This window comes from Desulforhopalus sp., from assembly GCA_030247675.1.
GTDB lineage: Bacteria > Desulfobacterota > Desulfobulbia > Desulfobulbales > Desulfocapsaceae > Desulforhopalus_A.
This window is the reverse complement of sequence record JAOTRX010000002.1, coordinates 880,635-896,504: the sequence shown is the minus strand read 5'-3', so window position 1 is coordinate 896,504 and position 15,870 is coordinate 880,635. Positions and strand designations below refer to the sequence as shown.

12 protein-coding genes are annotated in these 15,870 nt (G+C 55.8%); 4 read left to right on the top strand and 8 right to left on the bottom strand.

Translation table 11 applies throughout. The features are described 5' to 3' along the window. Positions 1–48 precede the first annotated feature (48 nt). Complete coding sequence (locus OEL83_03920; GenBank protein MDK9706177.1) at positions 49–1,947, top strand: cation-translocating P-type ATPase; 1,899 nt, start codon at positions 49–51, stop codon at positions 1,945–1,947. Between the two features lie 453 nt (positions 1,948–2,400). Further along, positions 2,401–2,601 (top strand): hypothetical protein, encoded by a 201-nt coding sequence (locus tag OEL83_03915; protein ID MDK9706176.1) that lies wholly within the window; start codon positions 2,401–2,403, stop codon positions 2,599–2,601. A 470-nt stretch (positions 2,602–3,071) separates the two neighbouring features. Here OEL83_03915 and OEL83_03910 read toward each other — a convergent pair whose 3' ends face one another. From OEL83_03910 to OEL83_03875, 8 genes are all read right to left on the bottom strand, one after another. Next, positions 3,072–4,301 (bottom strand): hypothetical protein, encoded by a 1,230-nt coding sequence (locus OEL83_03910; protein ID MDK9706175.1) that lies wholly within the window; start codon positions 4,299–4,301, stop codon positions 3,072–3,074. A 157-nt stretch (positions 4,302–4,458) separates the two neighbouring features. Then, positions 4,459–4,674, bottom strand: a complete 216-nt coding sequence (locus OEL83_03905) for a hypothetical protein (GenBank protein ID MDK9706174.1) — start codon at positions 4,672–4,674, stop codon at positions 4,459–4,461. A gap of 562 nt (positions 4,675–5,236) precedes the next feature. After that, complete coding sequence (locus OEL83_03900) at positions 5,237–5,944, bottom strand: Bax inhibitor-1/YccA family protein (protein MDK9706173.1); 708 nt, start codon at positions 5,942–5,944, stop codon at positions 5,237–5,239. Positions 5,945–6,056: 112 nt separating this feature from the next. Next, positions 6,057–6,254, bottom strand: coding sequence for a twitching motility protein (locus OEL83_03895; protein MDK9706172.1), 198 nt, complete (start codon positions 6,252–6,254; stop codon positions 6,057–6,059). Positions 6,255–6,351: 97 nt separating this feature from the next. Beyond that, positions 6,352–7,380: a DctP family TRAP transporter solute-binding subunit gene (locus OEL83_03890; protein ID MDK9706171.1), complete on the bottom strand. Its 1,029-nt coding sequence runs from the start codon at positions 7,378–7,380 to the stop codon at positions 6,352–6,354. Positions 7,381–7,456: 76 nt separating this feature from the next. Then, the gene (locus OEL83_03885) at positions 7,457–8,755 is read right to left on the bottom strand and encodes a TRAP transporter large permease (GenBank protein MDK9706170.1); all 1,299 of its coding nucleotides are present in this window, start codon (positions 8,753–8,755) and stop codon (positions 7,457–7,459) included. Then, positions 8,752–9,303: a TRAP transporter small permease gene (locus OEL83_03880; protein ID MDK9706169.1), complete on the bottom strand. Its 552-nt coding sequence runs from the start codon at positions 9,301–9,303 to the stop codon at positions 8,752–8,754. Before OEL83_03880 ends, OEL83_03885 begins: the two co-directional genes overlap by 4 nt. Positions 9,304–9,319: 16 nt before the next feature. After that, positions 9,320–10,267, bottom strand: coding sequence for a 2-dehydropantoate 2-reductase (locus tag OEL83_03875; protein MDK9706168.1), 948 nt, complete (start codon positions 10,265–10,267; stop codon positions 9,320–9,322). Between the two features lie 432 nt (positions 10,268–10,699). Between OEL83_03875 and OEL83_03870 the strand changes: the two genes are divergently transcribed. Further along, positions 10,700–11,737 (top strand): hypothetical protein, encoded by a 1,038-nt coding sequence (locus tag OEL83_03870; protein MDK9706167.1) that lies wholly within the window; start codon positions 10,700–10,702, stop codon positions 11,735–11,737. A gap of 95 nt (positions 11,738–11,832) precedes the next feature. Then, the gene (locus OEL83_03865) at positions 11,833–15,813 is read left to right on the top strand and encodes an aromatic amino acid lyase (GenBank protein ID MDK9706166.1); all 3,981 of its coding nucleotides are present in this window, start codon (positions 11,833–11,835) and stop codon (positions 15,811–15,813) included. Positions 15,814–15,870 lie beyond the last annotated feature (57 nt).

Sequence of the window (15,870 nt, the reverse complement as noted above, 5' to 3'; positions counted from 1 at the left end):
TGCAGGCGGCTACGGAAGTGCATTTTTTACGAACAGGAGAATTGTAACATGATCGGTCGTTTTACCAAACTAGGCGTGTACGAGGAACTTTTACAGAGCCGCGATTTTCTTAAGGTCGGCTTTGGCGCATCCTTGGCCCTTGCCGGGTTTGTGATTGGCAAGTTGACCTTCCCGGGGCAAGGGAGCATCAGCCTGGCGCTGATTCTGGCCTCGGTTGCCATCAACGGGCTGCCGGTTATTGTCGGGGCGGTACAGGGCATTCTCGAAAAGAGGGTAAATGTCGATGAGTTGCTGGCTCTGGCCATTATCGCCTGCCTCCTGAACGGCGAATTTCTCACCGCCGCTGTCGTCAGTTCGATCATGGTGCTCGGCGCCCTCATTGAGGAGGCCACCGCCGAATCGGCGCGCAAATCCATTCAGGCCTTGATCAAGATCACTCCGAAACACGCCACCGTCTGCCAAAACGATGGAACAACGCAAACGGTCCTCGTTGAAGATGTGCGGGTCGGCGACATCCTCATCATTAAACCGGGAGATCAGGTCCCGGTCGATGGGCTCATCACCGAAGGGACCTCCTCCCTCGATGAATCAGCGATCACCGGCGAGGCCATGCCGGCGGAGAAAACTGTCGGTGCCCCGGTGTACGCCGGGACCTTCAATAATAATGGTGTGTTGCGGATGAGGGCCGAGCGAGTAGGTGCGAACACCACCCTGGGCCAAGTCATCAAGCTGGTCTCGGAGGCGGAAGCGCATAAACCGAAAACCATCGCCTTTATTGACCGTTTTGCCAAATATTTCACACCCTTGATCTTGGGATGCGCCCTTCTTGCCTGGCTGCTCTCGGGAGAGTTCAGCCGCGCCGTGGCTGTCCTTATCGTCGGTTGCCCCTGCGCCCTCATCCTGGCCGTGCCAACCGCCACCGTCGCCGCCATCGGCCGCGCCGCCCGGGCCGGAATCCTCGTCAAGGGCGGGCAGCACCTTGAAAGCGCCGCCCTGGCGGACACCATTCTTTTTGATAAGACCGGCACCCTCACCCAAGGCACCCCCCGGGTTGATGAAGTCATCCCGGCCGAGGGTGTGACCGAGGAAGATCTTCTCCAGCAGGCGGCCGGCGTCGAATGCAACTCGACGCACCCGCTCGCCCGGGCAGTCATCAAGGCGGCACTGTATGCCAAGGTTTCCGTCGAGGCGGCCCACGATCTGGTTGCCGAAATCGGCCTTGGGGTACGGGGCAGTGTTGCCGGTAATCTCATTGAAGTTGGCAGCGTCTATCTGAACGGCGGCATGGGCGCCGTTCCCCTTGCCCTCAGGTCCCGGCTGCAGGCAATCAAGGAGCAGGGGGCCACGCCGCTGATGGTCTACCGGGACAAACAGGCCCTCGGCTTTCTCAGTGTCTCCGACCAGTTGCGTACCAGCGCCGGCAGTACCATGGAAGGTCTCCGCAGGCTGGGAATCAGGGAAATTGGCATTCTCTCCGGAGACCACGAGAAATCAGTGCAACTGGTTGGCAGCAAACTCGGCATCTCGCAGTTATGGTCCGGCCTCAAACCAGGCGACAAGATGCGGGTCATTGAAGAGATACAGAAGAACTCTTCCAAGGTCATCTTTGTCGGCGACGGCATCAACGACGCCCCGGCCCTCGCCGTCGCCGATACCGGCATCGCCATGGGCGGCAAGGGCACCGAGGTAGCCCTGGAGACCGCCGATATTGCTTTGATGGGCGACGACATCGCCAAGCTGCCGTTTTTGATTGCCCTCGGCCGCAGGATGCTGCTGATCATCAAACTGAATATTGCCTTCGGCCTCATCTTCAATCTGATCTCGGTTCTGGCCGGGGCGAGCGGATTGATCAGCCCTATCGTCGGGGCGGTGATCCATAACATCGGCTCGGTGCTGGTGGTTTTATCATCAGCCAGCATCGGTTTTTTCAAAGATGATTCCCTATGATTGGGCAAAAGAATACCAATTGCAATCAGGCCGGTTATTCAGGACAAGAAGCCGTCTAATTGACACCGACCTAAAAGGATTTACTGTTATCTTATGAATTAAGCGTAATTATTTTCGCCTAATTCATAAGAGGTGAGGATCACGGGCAGATTTAAGAGCTTAGTGACTGGATAAAGCTGAGTTGAGCAGCTGGTCTGCTCAAACGAATCGTATGCCCTTGCGGTATAAGACAAAGAAAAGAGGAGATAGTTGCACCCTGGCTGGTGTTTGCATCGCTGGATTCTGTTACGTAGATTGATTGTGCGCAGTACAACAACCGCAAGACTCTAATTGAACGTGGCTGATATTCGGCGCATGAACGTAGCGATTACTAGCATGACGTATCCTTTTCGGGGTGTGGACACTGCCGATCTTTATCGACAATTGCAGGCGAACTCAATCGAGGAGGCTGTCATGAAAGGATATGAACGTGAGGCAAAGGTAACGGATAAGGATGGAAAGGTCTTTGTTTGTGGCGTTGACTGTGAGGTAGGCAGCGAACTCACCTGCACCTGGGATAATGACCGGGAAGCCCCAAAAAAGGTTGAAGAATTGCTGGAACACGAACGCAACAGTTGCAAGGAGGTGGCTCCTGACAGCGGCTCCGATCGCTAGGTTACGGCAGACTGAAGCTGCCAGATATTAAGGCTTGGGTAAAGGTACTATACCAGCTTTTCGAGCAGGCGGTGATCCGAGCGATACGAAGGGACAGCAAGGTCCTCATTGCCGCCTGCTGCCTGTATGAGTTTCGCAGTAAGGGCCATATGGCCGACAGACCACTGCACAACGACTGAACGGGTAAAGATTTTCCAGTATATGGGCCTCTTTGAGCGCCTTTGGTATGGGTGGGATTGCAAAGTGGGTTTTTCAACTATTCTCGCCATGGCGAAAGTTGCAGTGGCAAAAGCCCTGGAGTGCTCCGAGAATGGGCGCGCTCTCCTCAAAACAAAGCACCCGGCAACCCTTGAATCCAAGGTGGAGTTAAAAATACCATATTGGCAGAGGGGGGGGTACCCAACCATCTTCAGGCGCTGGGAGTGCGGAGGCTTTGATCGCAGCAGCGGCACGTCTTTAATGGTATTTTTTCATACCACGACGCCAGATAGATCAATGACAGTAACCGGTTGATGTCCCTCTTCTTCATCGGAAAGAATACCTTCGCAAAGTGCGAGAAATGGGTTGTCGGGTATGACAAAGAGCTGCCACCGTGAGGAGTAATGGAGCAATAATCTCAGCAGGTCGGCTTGCTCCACACTTTCGAGTTCCATTCCACTGATATCAATCAGAAATATAGGTTCATAGCCATGCAGTTTCTTGTGCAAGCTGGCAAGGCTTGACAATAACGTCCCTATTCTGCGCACAGGTGGTGTTTCCGCAACAGGGACAGCCAGATGGGGCAGCGAGCCTTCAAGGATATGGGAAGGCTGCTCTTCACCGATATGCCGGTTCAGTTCGGACTTATCTGTTGGCAAATCACGATTCACCGCATGTAAACCTTGTTTTGATGATGCCGTCCCCCCCTGACCGCCGTCCTTTTGGCGGTTTATAAGAAACTCAACAAGCGCTGCAGAGGTCTCCTCCACTGAGAAGTCTTCTGTTTCTTGGGGCGGGTAGCCAAGCATAGACGGTGTGACAAACAGAAAGAGAGGGAGAGCTACATCAAAGACTTCCTTGGCTTGCCGAAAATGCTCGTCCCGGTCAACTGCATAAAGACATTGTTCCAGCTGCGCCTGATCGTTTTCACTTAGAAAGGGTCGCAGCGCTCTCAGCTGCTCTCGCAAGTCCACCGCTGTTTTCCCCTTGATTCGATCGGTGCTGAATAGATTGGCGATGGTATTTTGCAACAGCTCGACAACCGATTCGGCATTCGGATCGATTCGAGAAAGCAGACTCCTGACAGTTGATTCAATTTCACTCCAGCGAGTCGAGTTGGACAGTTCGACGAAATTAATCCATCTGCTTTGGTCGCGGCGTCTGCCAAATTCAATCCGGTCGGTTTCAAAAAACACCGGATCAATGGCTACCAACTCCTTTATCAGTTGGCTTGACGCGGCAAAAATAGCTATGGCAGCGGTTTTTTTGGACGGTAAGATCTTTCTTCTATGGGGTGCGCCTGTAGTGAAGGGAGGAAGATCTCGAAAAGGATCCGTCTTCTCGAAATCATAAGGAGGGTTAACGGTCTGTAACATCCTGAGCAAGGATCTCGCCTGCTCGACACCAGCGGCTTTAATTACATTGAGCCCTTTTCCAGCCTTTAGCCAAGGTGGGTTTGGGATAGCAGGGTGCCCGACAATGCGAAAAGTAACAAGATACATGATCTGCCCGCAACAAAGCCGTGGTACCTAACCATACTGCGATAAACTCCCTTGGGTCGCCTGCCCCTCACAACCGACCCTTCTCCTGATGTAGCCAGGGTCTGAGTCGGCGGGGGGGGGTGTGCGGGATAGGAGTTTTTCACAAAATGGTAGCCTTTCAGTTGCTTATTTTACTCGGATTGCAGAGATTGTCGGGGTCTGCCGATACACTCCCACACGCGTCGCAGGAGTACTTCATCTCCGGCAGCTTGCCATCGCAAATTTGCACTGACGAGGCGCCACAGAATCTGGTTTCGAGTTCTTCACTTGTCGGGTTGCAGAGGTCACTGCGATTTTCTGCGGTTACGCCGCAGTTCTGACATGTATACGTCATTGGATGTCTCCTTTTAATGCAATGCACCGTAGAGATACGGCACTAATTATTATATCTCAGGATTTCATGCGAAAGCCGGCCAGAATTTTACATCAAGATCCACTATAAGATCACTACCCAGCAATGGGGACCGTGGTTCAGTTGTTGGATTCTGGCGACCTTTAACATCGTCCTGCAGGGAATGATAATCATTCATTCCACGATTGTGTATTTCACTGAGGAGGTTTTTCGTAGAATGGGGCTTGTTCAGGCGACTTCTTAAATCAAAATCGGCAAAGGCAATACGTCACAGATAATGGGGTTGATTCTTAATCGTCAGGTCGTTGGTTCGAGCCCAACGCGGACCACCAATAAACACCTCAACCCTTCCGAAAAGTCCCGGAGGGGCTTTTTGAGCTCACCATGCTGGGCAAATAAAAACGGCATACCCGGTGTCCTGGGTATGCCGTTTTGAACTATCGATATCGAAGAAAGATTGCTAAAAGATTACGCCCCCCACAAGAGAGCCCAGGTACCTTCGAAATTCATTCCAGAAGAAAATGAATCCCTAAGCCGCTAATCACTAATCCCTGCTGCCGCCAAAGAAGCGCAGCAGCATCAGGAACAGGTTGATAAAATCGAGATACAGGGCCAAGGCGCCCATGACCGCACCCTTGCGAACTACCTCATCACCCTGGGCGAGGATCCCCTCTTCACCGATCCGCTTGATCTTTTGCACATCGTAGGCGGTAAGGCCGGTGAAGATAAGGACGCCAAGGCAGGAGATCATCCAGTCAACACTTGAACTTTTCAGGAAGATATTGACAATCGAGGCGATGATGATGCCGATCAGACCCATGAACAAAAAAGAGCCCAAGCCCGAAAGATCGCGCTTGGTCACCAGGCCGTAAACGGCCATTGCCCCGAACATCCCGGCAGTGATAAAGAAGGTGGCGGCGATGGAGGTGTTGGTATAGGCGAGAAAAATCACCGACAGGGTGAGGCCGTTAAGCACCGAGTAACCGATAAACAGCCCCGAGGCGGTTGCCGCCTGGATCTTCTCCACCCGAGCGGAGAGGTAAAAGACCAGCCCCAGCTCGGCCAGCATCAGGATAATAAACAGCGGGCTGCCGATAATGAGGTTGGCAAGACCGGTATTGGCGGTAAAAAAGGCGACGAGGCCGGTGATCGCCAAACCGACCGTCATCAGGTTGAATACTTTGGCAAGAAAGATCGTCGAGGCTTCCTGTCTCGCCTGGGGCAAAGTTATCTGATTTACTTGCTGGTACATTTTTCACATCCTCTTGGTGGTGGTTTATGAGTTATCAAGCCTACCGAATTTTGTCTCATAATAATCATTTCTTCCCTCCGGAACAAGCGGAGCGCCAGGCATTTTTCGTGTTTTACTCCTCTTTCTCCCCAGCTTCCACCATCTCCAGCAACTCGGCTTGAAATGCCTCATCGACCAAGAGCTTCTTGGCGAGGCTCCGGCACAAGGCGTAGGCCAGACCACCCTCATCCGCGCCCTCTAAATTAACAGAAATCTCCCCCTCTTCCGAGGCTTCGAGGATGATCGCGGCTTGGTTGTCTTGTAATTTCATTAATGGTTCCCTTTTCTTGCCGAATATTTCAAAAACACTTTGCAAAAAACAGGACTCGCCCTGCGGCAAGTCCTGTTAACGCTGCAAGATACCCTGCCTATTTGGCGCGGGCGGCGATTGCTTTCTCGGCCTTATCAACCAAGTCAGCGCCAATCTGCTGCTTCCATTTATCAAATACCGGACGGGTAGCCTTAACAAAGGCCTCGCGCTCCTGCGCGGTCAGGTGGGTAACAGTGACGCCCAGGGCCTCGATTGACTTTTGCAATGGCTGATCCGGCTCAACAAGGCCGGTCCTGGCAATGGCGATTTCCTGCTTGGCGGCATCAAGGGCAGCCTGTTTGACGATGGCCCGGTCGGCCTCGGTCCAGGAGGCCCAGATCTCTTTATTAACGACAAAAATTAGTGGATCAGCAACATAGCCCCACATGGTGACATGTTTCTGGCCAACGCTGTGCAGTTTGGCGGCGGTGAAAATGGCCATCGGGTTTTCCTGGCCGTCCACCGCGCCACTCGCCAGGGCCGGTTGGGCGTCCGCCCAGCTCATCTGGGTCGGGTTGGCGCCAAGGGCGGTGAAGGTATCAAGGAAAAGGGGTGAGCCGACAACACGAATCTTCATCCCCTTCAAATCCTCCGGCTTGCGAATCGCCAATTTCGAGTTGGAGACCTGGCGAAAGCCGTTCTCACCCCAGGCAAGGGGTACGACACCGGCCTTATCAAGGGTGGCAAACAGCTGGCTGCCGACCTCGCCCTGGGTGAGGGCATCGATTGCCGCATAATCCGGCATGAGGAAGGGCATGGAGAAGAGGTTGAGTTCCTTGACCTGGGGCGACCAGTTGATGGTCGAACCAATGGCCATATCGATTACGCCTTGGCGAATTGCCGAAAATTCTCGCGTCTGGTCACCCTGGACCAGCGATGTCCCCGGATACAGTTTGATATTGATACGCCCGGCGGTACGCTCGCGCACCAGATCAGCCCAGATCTCACCGCCCTTGCCCCACGGGAAGGCCGGCCCCAGGACGAGCGACATCTTGTACTCGGGTTTGTAATTTTCCGCCGATGCCAAGGTCGTCAGGGCAAGGGTGGCGACGACAAAGAAAAACTTCAGAGCGCTACAAAGTTTCATAATTGGGATCTCCTCTTGAATTGTTATTACACCTATTCTGCGAAAGACCATAATTTTACCAACCCCCCACAAGGTACTAATACCCCAGCCGGCCGGGAAGCCACAAGGCCAGTTGGGGAAACAGAATGACCAGAAGCAGTACACAGAACACCGCTATCAGCAGCCAGCCCACCCAGCGCACGGTCTGTTCCATGCTTACCCGGGCTATCCGGCAGGATACCATCAGGTTTACCGCCATCGGCGGAGTGAATTGGCCGATTGATACCATGATCGTCAGCAGCACCCCGAACCACACCAGATTCCACTGGTAGAAGTTGGCAATTGGCAGCAGCAGCGGGGTAAAGATCAGAAATATCGAGATTCCGTCAAGAAACATGCCGACGATAATCAGCATAAAAATCAGCAGGGCGAGAATGCCGTATTCACCAAGGCCCGAATGAACGATGGCCCGGGTGACCGGGTCGATAATGCCCAGGGTCGAGAGTGAATAAGCAAAGATGCCGGCAAGGGCCACGACAATCAGGATAACGGCAGACAGTTCTCCGGATTCACGCAAAATCTCAAACAGATCGCGAAACCGGATGGTGCAGTGGATGACCATGCCGACGAAGAGCCCATAAAACACCGCGACGACCGCCGCCTCGGTCGGGGTAAACCAGCCGGCGCGCATACCCCCGAGAATCAGCACCGGAGCAACCAGCCCCCAGGATGCCTCGCGCAGACTGGCCCAGAAAGGCGGTTTGCTTTGGTCTGCCTCCAAGAGGCCCATACCGTGTCTTCTTGCCAGCCAGACGGCGGGAATCATCAGCGCCAAACCAACCAGGATGCCGGGAATCATGCCAGCGGCAAACATCGCCGGCACCGAGGCGCCCGGCACTAATACCGAATAGACGATAAAGGCAATCGACGGGGGAATGAGGATGTCCGTAGCCGCGGCAGCACCGACGATACTCGCCGAATATGCCGCCGGATAACCTGCCCGGATCATCGACACAATCATGACGCTGCCCACCGCCGCGGCGGTTGCCGGCCCTGAGCCGGAGATCCCGCCGAGGACCATGGCCACCAGAATGGTCACCAGCGGCAGCATGCCGGGGCCCCGCCCGAAGATCGACACGGCAAAGGTCACCAGCCGCTGGGCGACGCCGGAACGGTCAAAAATTGAGCCCACCAGGACAAACATGGGAATGGCCAGGAGGGGATATTTGCCAAGACCCGCGTAAAAATTCTGCGGCACCGCCAAGAGGCCGAACCACTGGGCATCCTTGTTGGCCAGGGCGATGGCGAAAGCGGCGGCCAGACCGATGGCCGGACCGATGGCCACACCGGCCAGCATCAGCACGATGAAGACTGCAAAGAGGACGATACCGGTCATTGATCGCGCCCCTGCCGGATGAACAGGCCCCAGGCCCTGAAGGCAATAGCCAAGGAGAGCAAGGGCAACCACAGTGAATACCACCACTGCGGCAGGCCAATGCCCGGCGAGGTCTCGCCAAACCGGTAGTCGTCCCAGACCATCCGCGAGCTGAGTACCGCCAGGAGAATAAACACGGCAAAAACGACCAGGGAACCAAGTCGCGCCAGCAAACGCTGACGGCCGGGCGTCCCTTTCTCGGCAAAATATTCGATGCGGATATGGCGATTGCGGGCAACCGCCGCTGAGCCGGCGACCAGCACCAGGACAATCATTAAAAAGATTGAGATCTCCTCCGTCCAGGCAAAGGAATGGTTGGTGAAATAGCGCACCAGGACATTGGCAAAGGTGATCAGTGCCAGGAGGGCCATGACGATCACCGTCGCCCAGTCTTCAATCTTTAAGGAAACCCTGGTAACCGGCTCCGCGTCGCTCGCCAGCGGTATCGGCTCGTCTGTCGGCGGGAGGCCCTGTTGTTCGGTGCTGGCCTGGCGGTTTTCAGGAATCATAGGAGGATCTTGCCTGTCAACTCTTCGGATGCGCGGCGGCATTGCCTCGCTCTTCCATAGCTTTGATAATGTGGAAAATCGTCTGGTTCACCGGGGTCGGCACACCATGTTCCTTGCCCATGGCGACAACCTTGCCGGCGAAAATTTCTACCTCGGTTTTTCTCCCCGCCTCAATATCCTGGAGCATCGAGGTCTTGCCGTCGGGGGATAAGGTGGCGAGCACGGTAAACCATTCGTCGAGGTCTTTCTGCGACAGATCGACGGCAACCTTGCCGGCAAGCGCCACCACTTCCTGCATGAGGAGCATCATCAGCGCCCGGGCGTCCGCCGAGGCCTGGAAGACGCCATAGGGGGAGCGCAGCGTCGCAGAGGCCTGATTAATACCAACATTTATCATAAATTTCCACCACATAATCCGCATCATATCGGCGGGGACCTCGTGCGGAATAGCCGCCCGGGTCAGGGCCTCCCGCAGACAGGCAACCCTATCGTACGGGCTTTTCAGCGGTCCTTCGCCAAAGATGATCTTTCCCGGCCGGGCATAGGAGAAATTGCTCCCTTCGCGTACCGCGTCAATGCCAACGGCAATAGCATAGACAATCTTGTCCATGCCGCAGGCGGCACCGAGTATCTTTTCACTTTCCAGGCCATTCATGACCGAAAGGATGGTGGTTTCTGGACCGACAATGGCCTTGATGTCGCCAAGGGCCTCGTCAAGATGGCGGTGTTTCAGGGCAACGAGCACCAGATCGACCGGCTTCGCCACTTCTTCCGGCTGCATGACCGGAATACTGTAGGCCTTGCCGTTCACCCCGAGCGGCTTATTCTTCAGCCGCTGGTATCTCTCGCCCCGGGCGAGGAAAAACAGCGAAAAACTTCCGGCATCGGAAAACATGGCGGCATACGCCGCGCCCATGGCCCCGGCGCCAACAATGGCAATGGTTTTAATCTGTGGTTTTTGCATTATGAACTCACATTGTTTCAGGATGGTCTATCTTTTCAACCGGCTCAAAAGGCCTGCCGAGACTATACGGGATGGTAACCTGCTTATACCAAAGGTATACGTTTCGTTTAAGCAGACAAGCTGCTCAACTCAGCTTTATCAATGCAATGGCTGTAGGTCATGTATTTAATCGCAATTCACAGGATTCCGCAATTTTTATAATGAAATTCACAGTGAAGCTGTATCGATCTCTGGACTTTATCCGTGGTGCTTCTTGACTATTCTCCGGAATTTGAAATACAATTTTTCTTCGCACCTCGTCATTTTCTCTGAACAACTTTTAGCGCAATAGCGACCTCCCGAAATACCGGGCAGCGATTCGAGGATGAAATCGACCAAGGCGTAATACGGCAACCGACCATCGGAAACAATGAAGACTCCGGGAATTTCCCTATGAAAAAAACGCGAGAAGAATGCCTGGCCGTACTCAGGGGTATGTCTCAGAATATCCGGCCCAACCAACAATACGTGGTTGACGATTTTCAGCCCGGTGACGCCCTTGGTGTGGCCTTGCTGTATTACGCTGTTTATGGCGAGATGTTTCCCATTGATTCCGTCTACGATCCGGAGGAACTGGCCCTTCAAAATGCCGGGACCGACCTGCACCAGGTGGTCGGACGCACGGAGGATGGCGATATCATCGGACTTTACGCCATCTTTCGCAATCCACCCGGCAGGCGCATCATGGAAGGTGGTTCCTGGCTGGTTCATCCCGCCTGTCGCAACTCTATCCTGGCCATGCGTATGGCCCAGAGAATTCACGCGACCCCGCCGGCCTATCTCGGACTGGATGTGATGTTTGGCCAGAGTGTCACCGATCATATCATGACCCAGAAAATGGCCGAAAAATTTCACAGTCTGTCCTGTGCCATCGAGATTGAGGCCATGCCTCCGAGACCGGAACAGGAAACCGGCTGGTCCAGCGGACGGATTTCCCTACTCGATGGCTTTATGATCTATCACGACCGGCCGCACGACATCTTTCTCCCCCGCCAATACGCCGACACCCTGCGGGCAATGTACGATTCGCGCGGCCTGCGGCGTAGTTTCATTGAAGATCCCGCCCCGGATGAAGCTAGTACCAAAGGAAGGGTACAATGCCTGGACAATGCCGGATTAGTAAAAATTACCATCGAACAAGTGGGGCGTGACTTTGCCGGGTATCTGGCGCACTGGCAAAAAGAGTATCCGAATCGCCATGTTTATCAGATCATTTTGCCCCTGTGGCAACCGGGTAGCTCCCTGGCGGTGGAGGCGGCCCGCACGGCCGGCTTCTTCCTCGGCGGCCTCTTGCCCCTGTGGTTTGACCGCGATGGATTGCTGCTGCAAAAGGTCGCCGGAGAGCCTGATTTTTCGCGGATTAAATTATATACCGAGGAGGCAAGAAGGCTACTGACCGTGGTCATTGCCGACCGGGAGTCCCTGCCTTGACGTGCGGGAGATGGCCAAGAAGATTGGCCCGCAATATCCTGAAAATGCCCAATTGATCTCTCAGCCGCATCCCATAACTCACCAGGAGCCCGATAATGAAGCAACTTACCCTTGATTTTGAAGATTTTTTCACCGTTATTCGTGGTCTGGTCTTTGGTGAAATCAAAAAATTCCGAAAAATCTCCGATGTCTTCGGCGACGAACTGCTGCTTGTTCCGGAAAGTCCCTTCGGACAGGATTTTCTCGAATTAAACCAGGCACAACTGGATGTGACCGCTGCTCGGGTACTTGGTTTCTTTGGCCTTGCGCCGGACCTCGCTGCCGGTTTGACTGGTCTGCCGACCCTCGGCCACTGGGCACGGCAGGTGCAGCAACTCGCCACCGCCAGGCCGAAGAGCATCACCTTCTACACCTCCGGCAGCACCGGTGAGCCGAAAGCAATCGTCCGTGAATTCTATTTCCTCGAACAGGACGCCTGGCACCTGGCGGAAATGCTGCAGGGCAGCTCCCACATCATCGGTCTGGTGCCGCCGCACCACATTTACGGGTTTATTTACACCATTCTCATCCCCAAGGCCCTCAAGGCAAGACGCAGCGACCAGCGCTTTAAGCGGCCGGCGGCGATCATCAAGGATCTGCAGCCCGGCGATGCGCTCATCGGCTTTCCCCATATCTGGCAGCTGTGCGTCAAGACCGCAGAGCGCTTTCCTGCCTCGGTCATCGGCGTTACCTCAACCGGTCCCTGCCCGCCGGAAGTCATTCGCACCTTGAGTCGGCAGGGCCTGCAGATGATGGTTGAGGTCTACGGCTCCTCGGAAAGTGGCGCCATGGGTTATCGCAACAGCCTCGACGACCCTCTGACCCTGATGGCCACCTGGAAACGTCATGGTGAAGATCGTTTCGTCCGGGAGCTTGAAGATGGCGGGATGTCTGAACCCTTTGCCTTTCAGGATGTGCTGGAATGGGTCGATGAAAGGCGATTTGTCGTAAAAAAACGCCTGGACAGCGCGGTGCAGGTGGCGGGTATCAATATCTATCCGGCGAGGGTCTGTGAGGTAATGCGTGGCCATGCCGTTGTGGCCGATTGCGCGGTGCGGCTAATGCGGCCGGAGGAAGGAGACCGCCTGAAGGCCTTTGTCGTGCTCAAGGACGGGATAGCCCCGGGCAAAGATATCGCGGGTGAGCTGCGCGCCTATCTCGCCGAACGTCTGAGCCATCTTGAACAACCCAAGTCGATACTATTTGGCCCAGCCCTGCCCCGTAATGACATAGGCAAGCTGGCCGATTGGACCATCGACTCCAAAGCGGTCGCCATGACCCTCCCCCAGGCCCTCGATAAACTCAAGGCCGAGCACCGCCCAGTTGCCGAAGGCCAGGAATTCACCGTTGATCTCCTGCAAGCAGAGGACGCCTGGGGGGTGGCCAGACTCTTTTACCAGGTCTATGGGGACTCCTTTCCCTTTGCGACCTACTACATTCCAGAACGGCTCCTGGAGGAGAACCGCCTGGGTCTTTTATACAGCACGGTGGCCCGCACCCCGGCCGGCGATATTGTCGGCCATGGCAGCATGTTCCGCAGTTCGGCGCCCTACCCCGGCGTCTATGAAATCGGCAGCCATGTCATCCATCCGGCTTACCGCGGCGGCTCGCGTACCGCCCTACTGCTACAGGAGCATATCAAGGATGTGCTCATCCCTAAACATGGGGTAGAGATCTATTTCAGCGAGGCGCCCTGCCATCAGGTGGTCACCCAGAAATTCGGTGCCATGAGCGGCCTTGTGGAGACGGCCCTTGAGATCGGCCTGATGCCGGCCGGCGCCTATGGATTGTCCCTGGATTTCCCGGGGGACCGGGTATCGACCCTGCTGCTTTTCGGCCCAAGTGCCGGTGACCAGCGTCGCCTGTTTGTTCCTGATTGCTACCGGGAGGCCCTGGAATTCCTGCTGCAGGGCCTGACTCTTGACCGCCTCGTTCTCCCCGCGGATGAGCAGCCGCCGGCAAGCATTACCACACGGGTTTCGACGGAATATTTTGACTTTGCCCAGGTGGCGCGGCTGCAAATCCTCACCATGGGTCAGGACTTTGCCCGGGCTCTTGATGGATTCGAGGCCCAGGCACTGCAGTCCGGGGCGAGGGTCCTGCAGGTGTTCGTACGTCTCGGAGAGGCGTGGAATGCCTTTGGAATCGACATCCTGCGGGAGCAGGGCTATTTCTTCGGAGGCCTGGCGCCGCGCTGGTTCGACGACGACGGGCTGCTGATGCAGCGGGTTCTCGACCTGCCGGACAGCAACTCGATCAAGCTCTATTCGCAGCGGGCGCACCGCATTCTTGATCTTATCCGCCGGGATATCGAAGCCAACCCGGCCTGTACGGCGCTGACCAAACGGCCGGTTTCCAGGCAGTTGCCGGCGGATGCCCGCTTCAAGGCCGCCGATCTGCCCGAGGTGGTTCTGTCCGGCGATGGCTTGACCATCGACGAGGTCGTGGCGGCGGCGCGATATGCCCGGCCGGTAAGTCTTACCAGGGACCAGGCGATTATGGCCCGGGTTGACGGTTCGGCCTCGTTTATCGAGTGGGCGGTGCGCACAGGCGAGCCGATCTACGGCGTCAATACCGGTTTCGGCGGCATGGCCAACGTGATGATCGCCGAGGGAGACCTCTGTGCCCTGCAGAACAACCTGCTGCGCTTCTTAAATGTCTGCGCCGGCGAGTATCTGCCCCTGGAAGACGTCCGCGCCGCCATGCTGCTGCGGGCCAATTCGCACCTGCGCGGCGCCTCGGGGGTGCGTCGCGAACTCATCGAACGCATTCTTGTCTTTTTAAACAATGGTGTCGTGCCGCTGGTTCGCAATATGGGTTCGATCGGTGCCAGTGGCGATCTGGCTCCTCTCGCCTCGATCACCGGTGCCCTGGTTGGCGCCGATGCCTGCTTTCAGGTGCAGATGGGTGGCGAAACAATGAGCTGCCTGACCGCTCTTGATCGCCTCGGCCTCAAACTTCTGACGCTTGGCCCCAAGGAAGGTCTCGGCATGGTCAACGGCACCTCGGTCATGACCGGGATTGCCGCCAATTGCCTCTATGACGCCAGGCGTCTCAGCGCCTTGGCCCTTGGATTTCATGCCTTGGTCATTCAGAGTCTGCGCGGCTCGAACCAGTCCTTCCACCCCTTCATCCAGCAGTTGAAACCGCATCCGGGACAGATCCTGACGGCGGAACTCATGCTTGAACTTCTTGATGGTTCGACCATGTGCCGTAACGAACTGGATGGCCACCACGACGCCGAAGACGGCCAGCCGGTCCAGGATCGGTATTCCCTGCGTTGTCTGCCGCAGTTCGTAGGACCGCTGCTCGACGGTCTCCGGCAGGCCTCGGCGGCCGTGCAGATTGAGATGAACTCGGCCAACGACAACCCGCTCATCGACGGCGACAATTGTCTCAGCCTGCACAGCGGTAATTTCCTCGGCCAGTATGTGGCCGTATGGATGGATCATCTGCGCTACTACCTGGGACTCATGGCCAAACACATGGATGCGCAGATCGCCCTGCTGGTGGCCCCGGAGTTCAACTCCGGCCTGCCGCCGTCGCTGGTGGGCAATCCAGGGCGGCGCGTCAATATGGGTCTTAAGGGTCTGCAGATCGCCGGCAATTCGATCATGCCACTGCTGTCCTATTACGGGACCCCCATAGCCGACCGCTTTCCAACCCATGCCGAGCAGTTCAATCAGAACATCAACAGCCAGGGCTTTAACTCCGCCAATCTCGCGCGAAAATCCGTCAAAACCTTGGAAACCTATATGGCCATCGCCTTGATTTTCGGGGTTCAGGGCGTGTCTCTGCGGGCAGCGCAGATGAGGAGCGGCAACCATGACCCGCGCTCCTTGCTGTCGCCTGCCACGGCTGCGCTGTACGAGACAGTTCTGGCAGTTCTCGGTCACCGGCAGACGGAGACTCGCCCCCTCATTTTCAATGACGACGAGCAATCGCTTGAATCGATGATCGAGATCCTCGGCAAGGATATCGCCACTGACGGCAAAACCGCCGGCGCGATGGGCCGGATTATCGCCGGCTTACGGTAGGAGGAATATGGCGTTCGCCTTTGGTAATATCTAGGAGAATTCCCTTGAAAGACCAAC

Bases quoted from the DNA above. Each gene is read 5' to 3' on its own strand.
- OEL83_03920 (MDK9706177.1), top strand. From the start codon at position 49: ATGATCGGTCGTTTTACCAAACTAGGCGTGTACGAGGAACTTTTACAG.
- OEL83_03915 (MDK9706176.1), top strand. From the start codon at position 2,401: ATGAAAGGATATGAACGTGAGGCAAAGGTAACGGATAAGGATGGAAAG.
- OEL83_03910 (MDK9706175.1), bottom strand. From the start codon at position 4,301: ATGTATCTTGTTACTTTTCGCATTGTCGGGCACCCTGCTATCCCAAAC.
- OEL83_03905 (MDK9706174.1), bottom strand. From the start codon at position 4,674: ATGACGTATACATGTCAGAACTGCGGCGTAACCGCAGAAAATCGCAGT.
- OEL83_03900 (MDK9706173.1), bottom strand. From the start codon at position 5,944: ATGTACCAGCAAGTAAATCAGATAACTTTGCCCCAGGCGAGACAGGAA.
- OEL83_03895 (MDK9706172.1), bottom strand. From the start codon at position 6,254: ATGAAATTACAAGACAACCAAGCCGCGATCATCCTCGAAGCCTCGGAA.
- OEL83_03890 (MDK9706171.1), bottom strand. From the start codon at position 7,380: ATGAAACTTTGTAGCGCTCTGAAGTTTTTCTTTGTCGTCGCCACCCTT.
- OEL83_03885 (MDK9706170.1), bottom strand. From the start codon at position 8,755: ATGACCGGTATCGTCCTCTTTGCAGTCTTCATCGTGCTGATGCTGGCC.
- OEL83_03880 (MDK9706169.1), bottom strand. From the start codon at position 9,303: ATGATTCCTGAAAACCGCCAGGCCAGCACCGAACAACAGGGCCTCCCG.
- OEL83_03875 (MDK9706168.1), bottom strand. From the start codon at position 10,267: ATGCAAAAACCACAGATTAAAACCATTGCCATTGTTGGCGCCGGGGCC.
- OEL83_03870 (MDK9706167.1), top strand. From the start codon at position 10,700: ATGAAAAAAACGCGAGAAGAATGCCTGGCCGTACTCAGGGGTATGTCT.
- OEL83_03865 (MDK9706166.1), top strand. From the start codon at position 11,833: ATGAAGCAACTTACCCTTGATTTTGAAGATTTTTTCACCGTTATTCGT.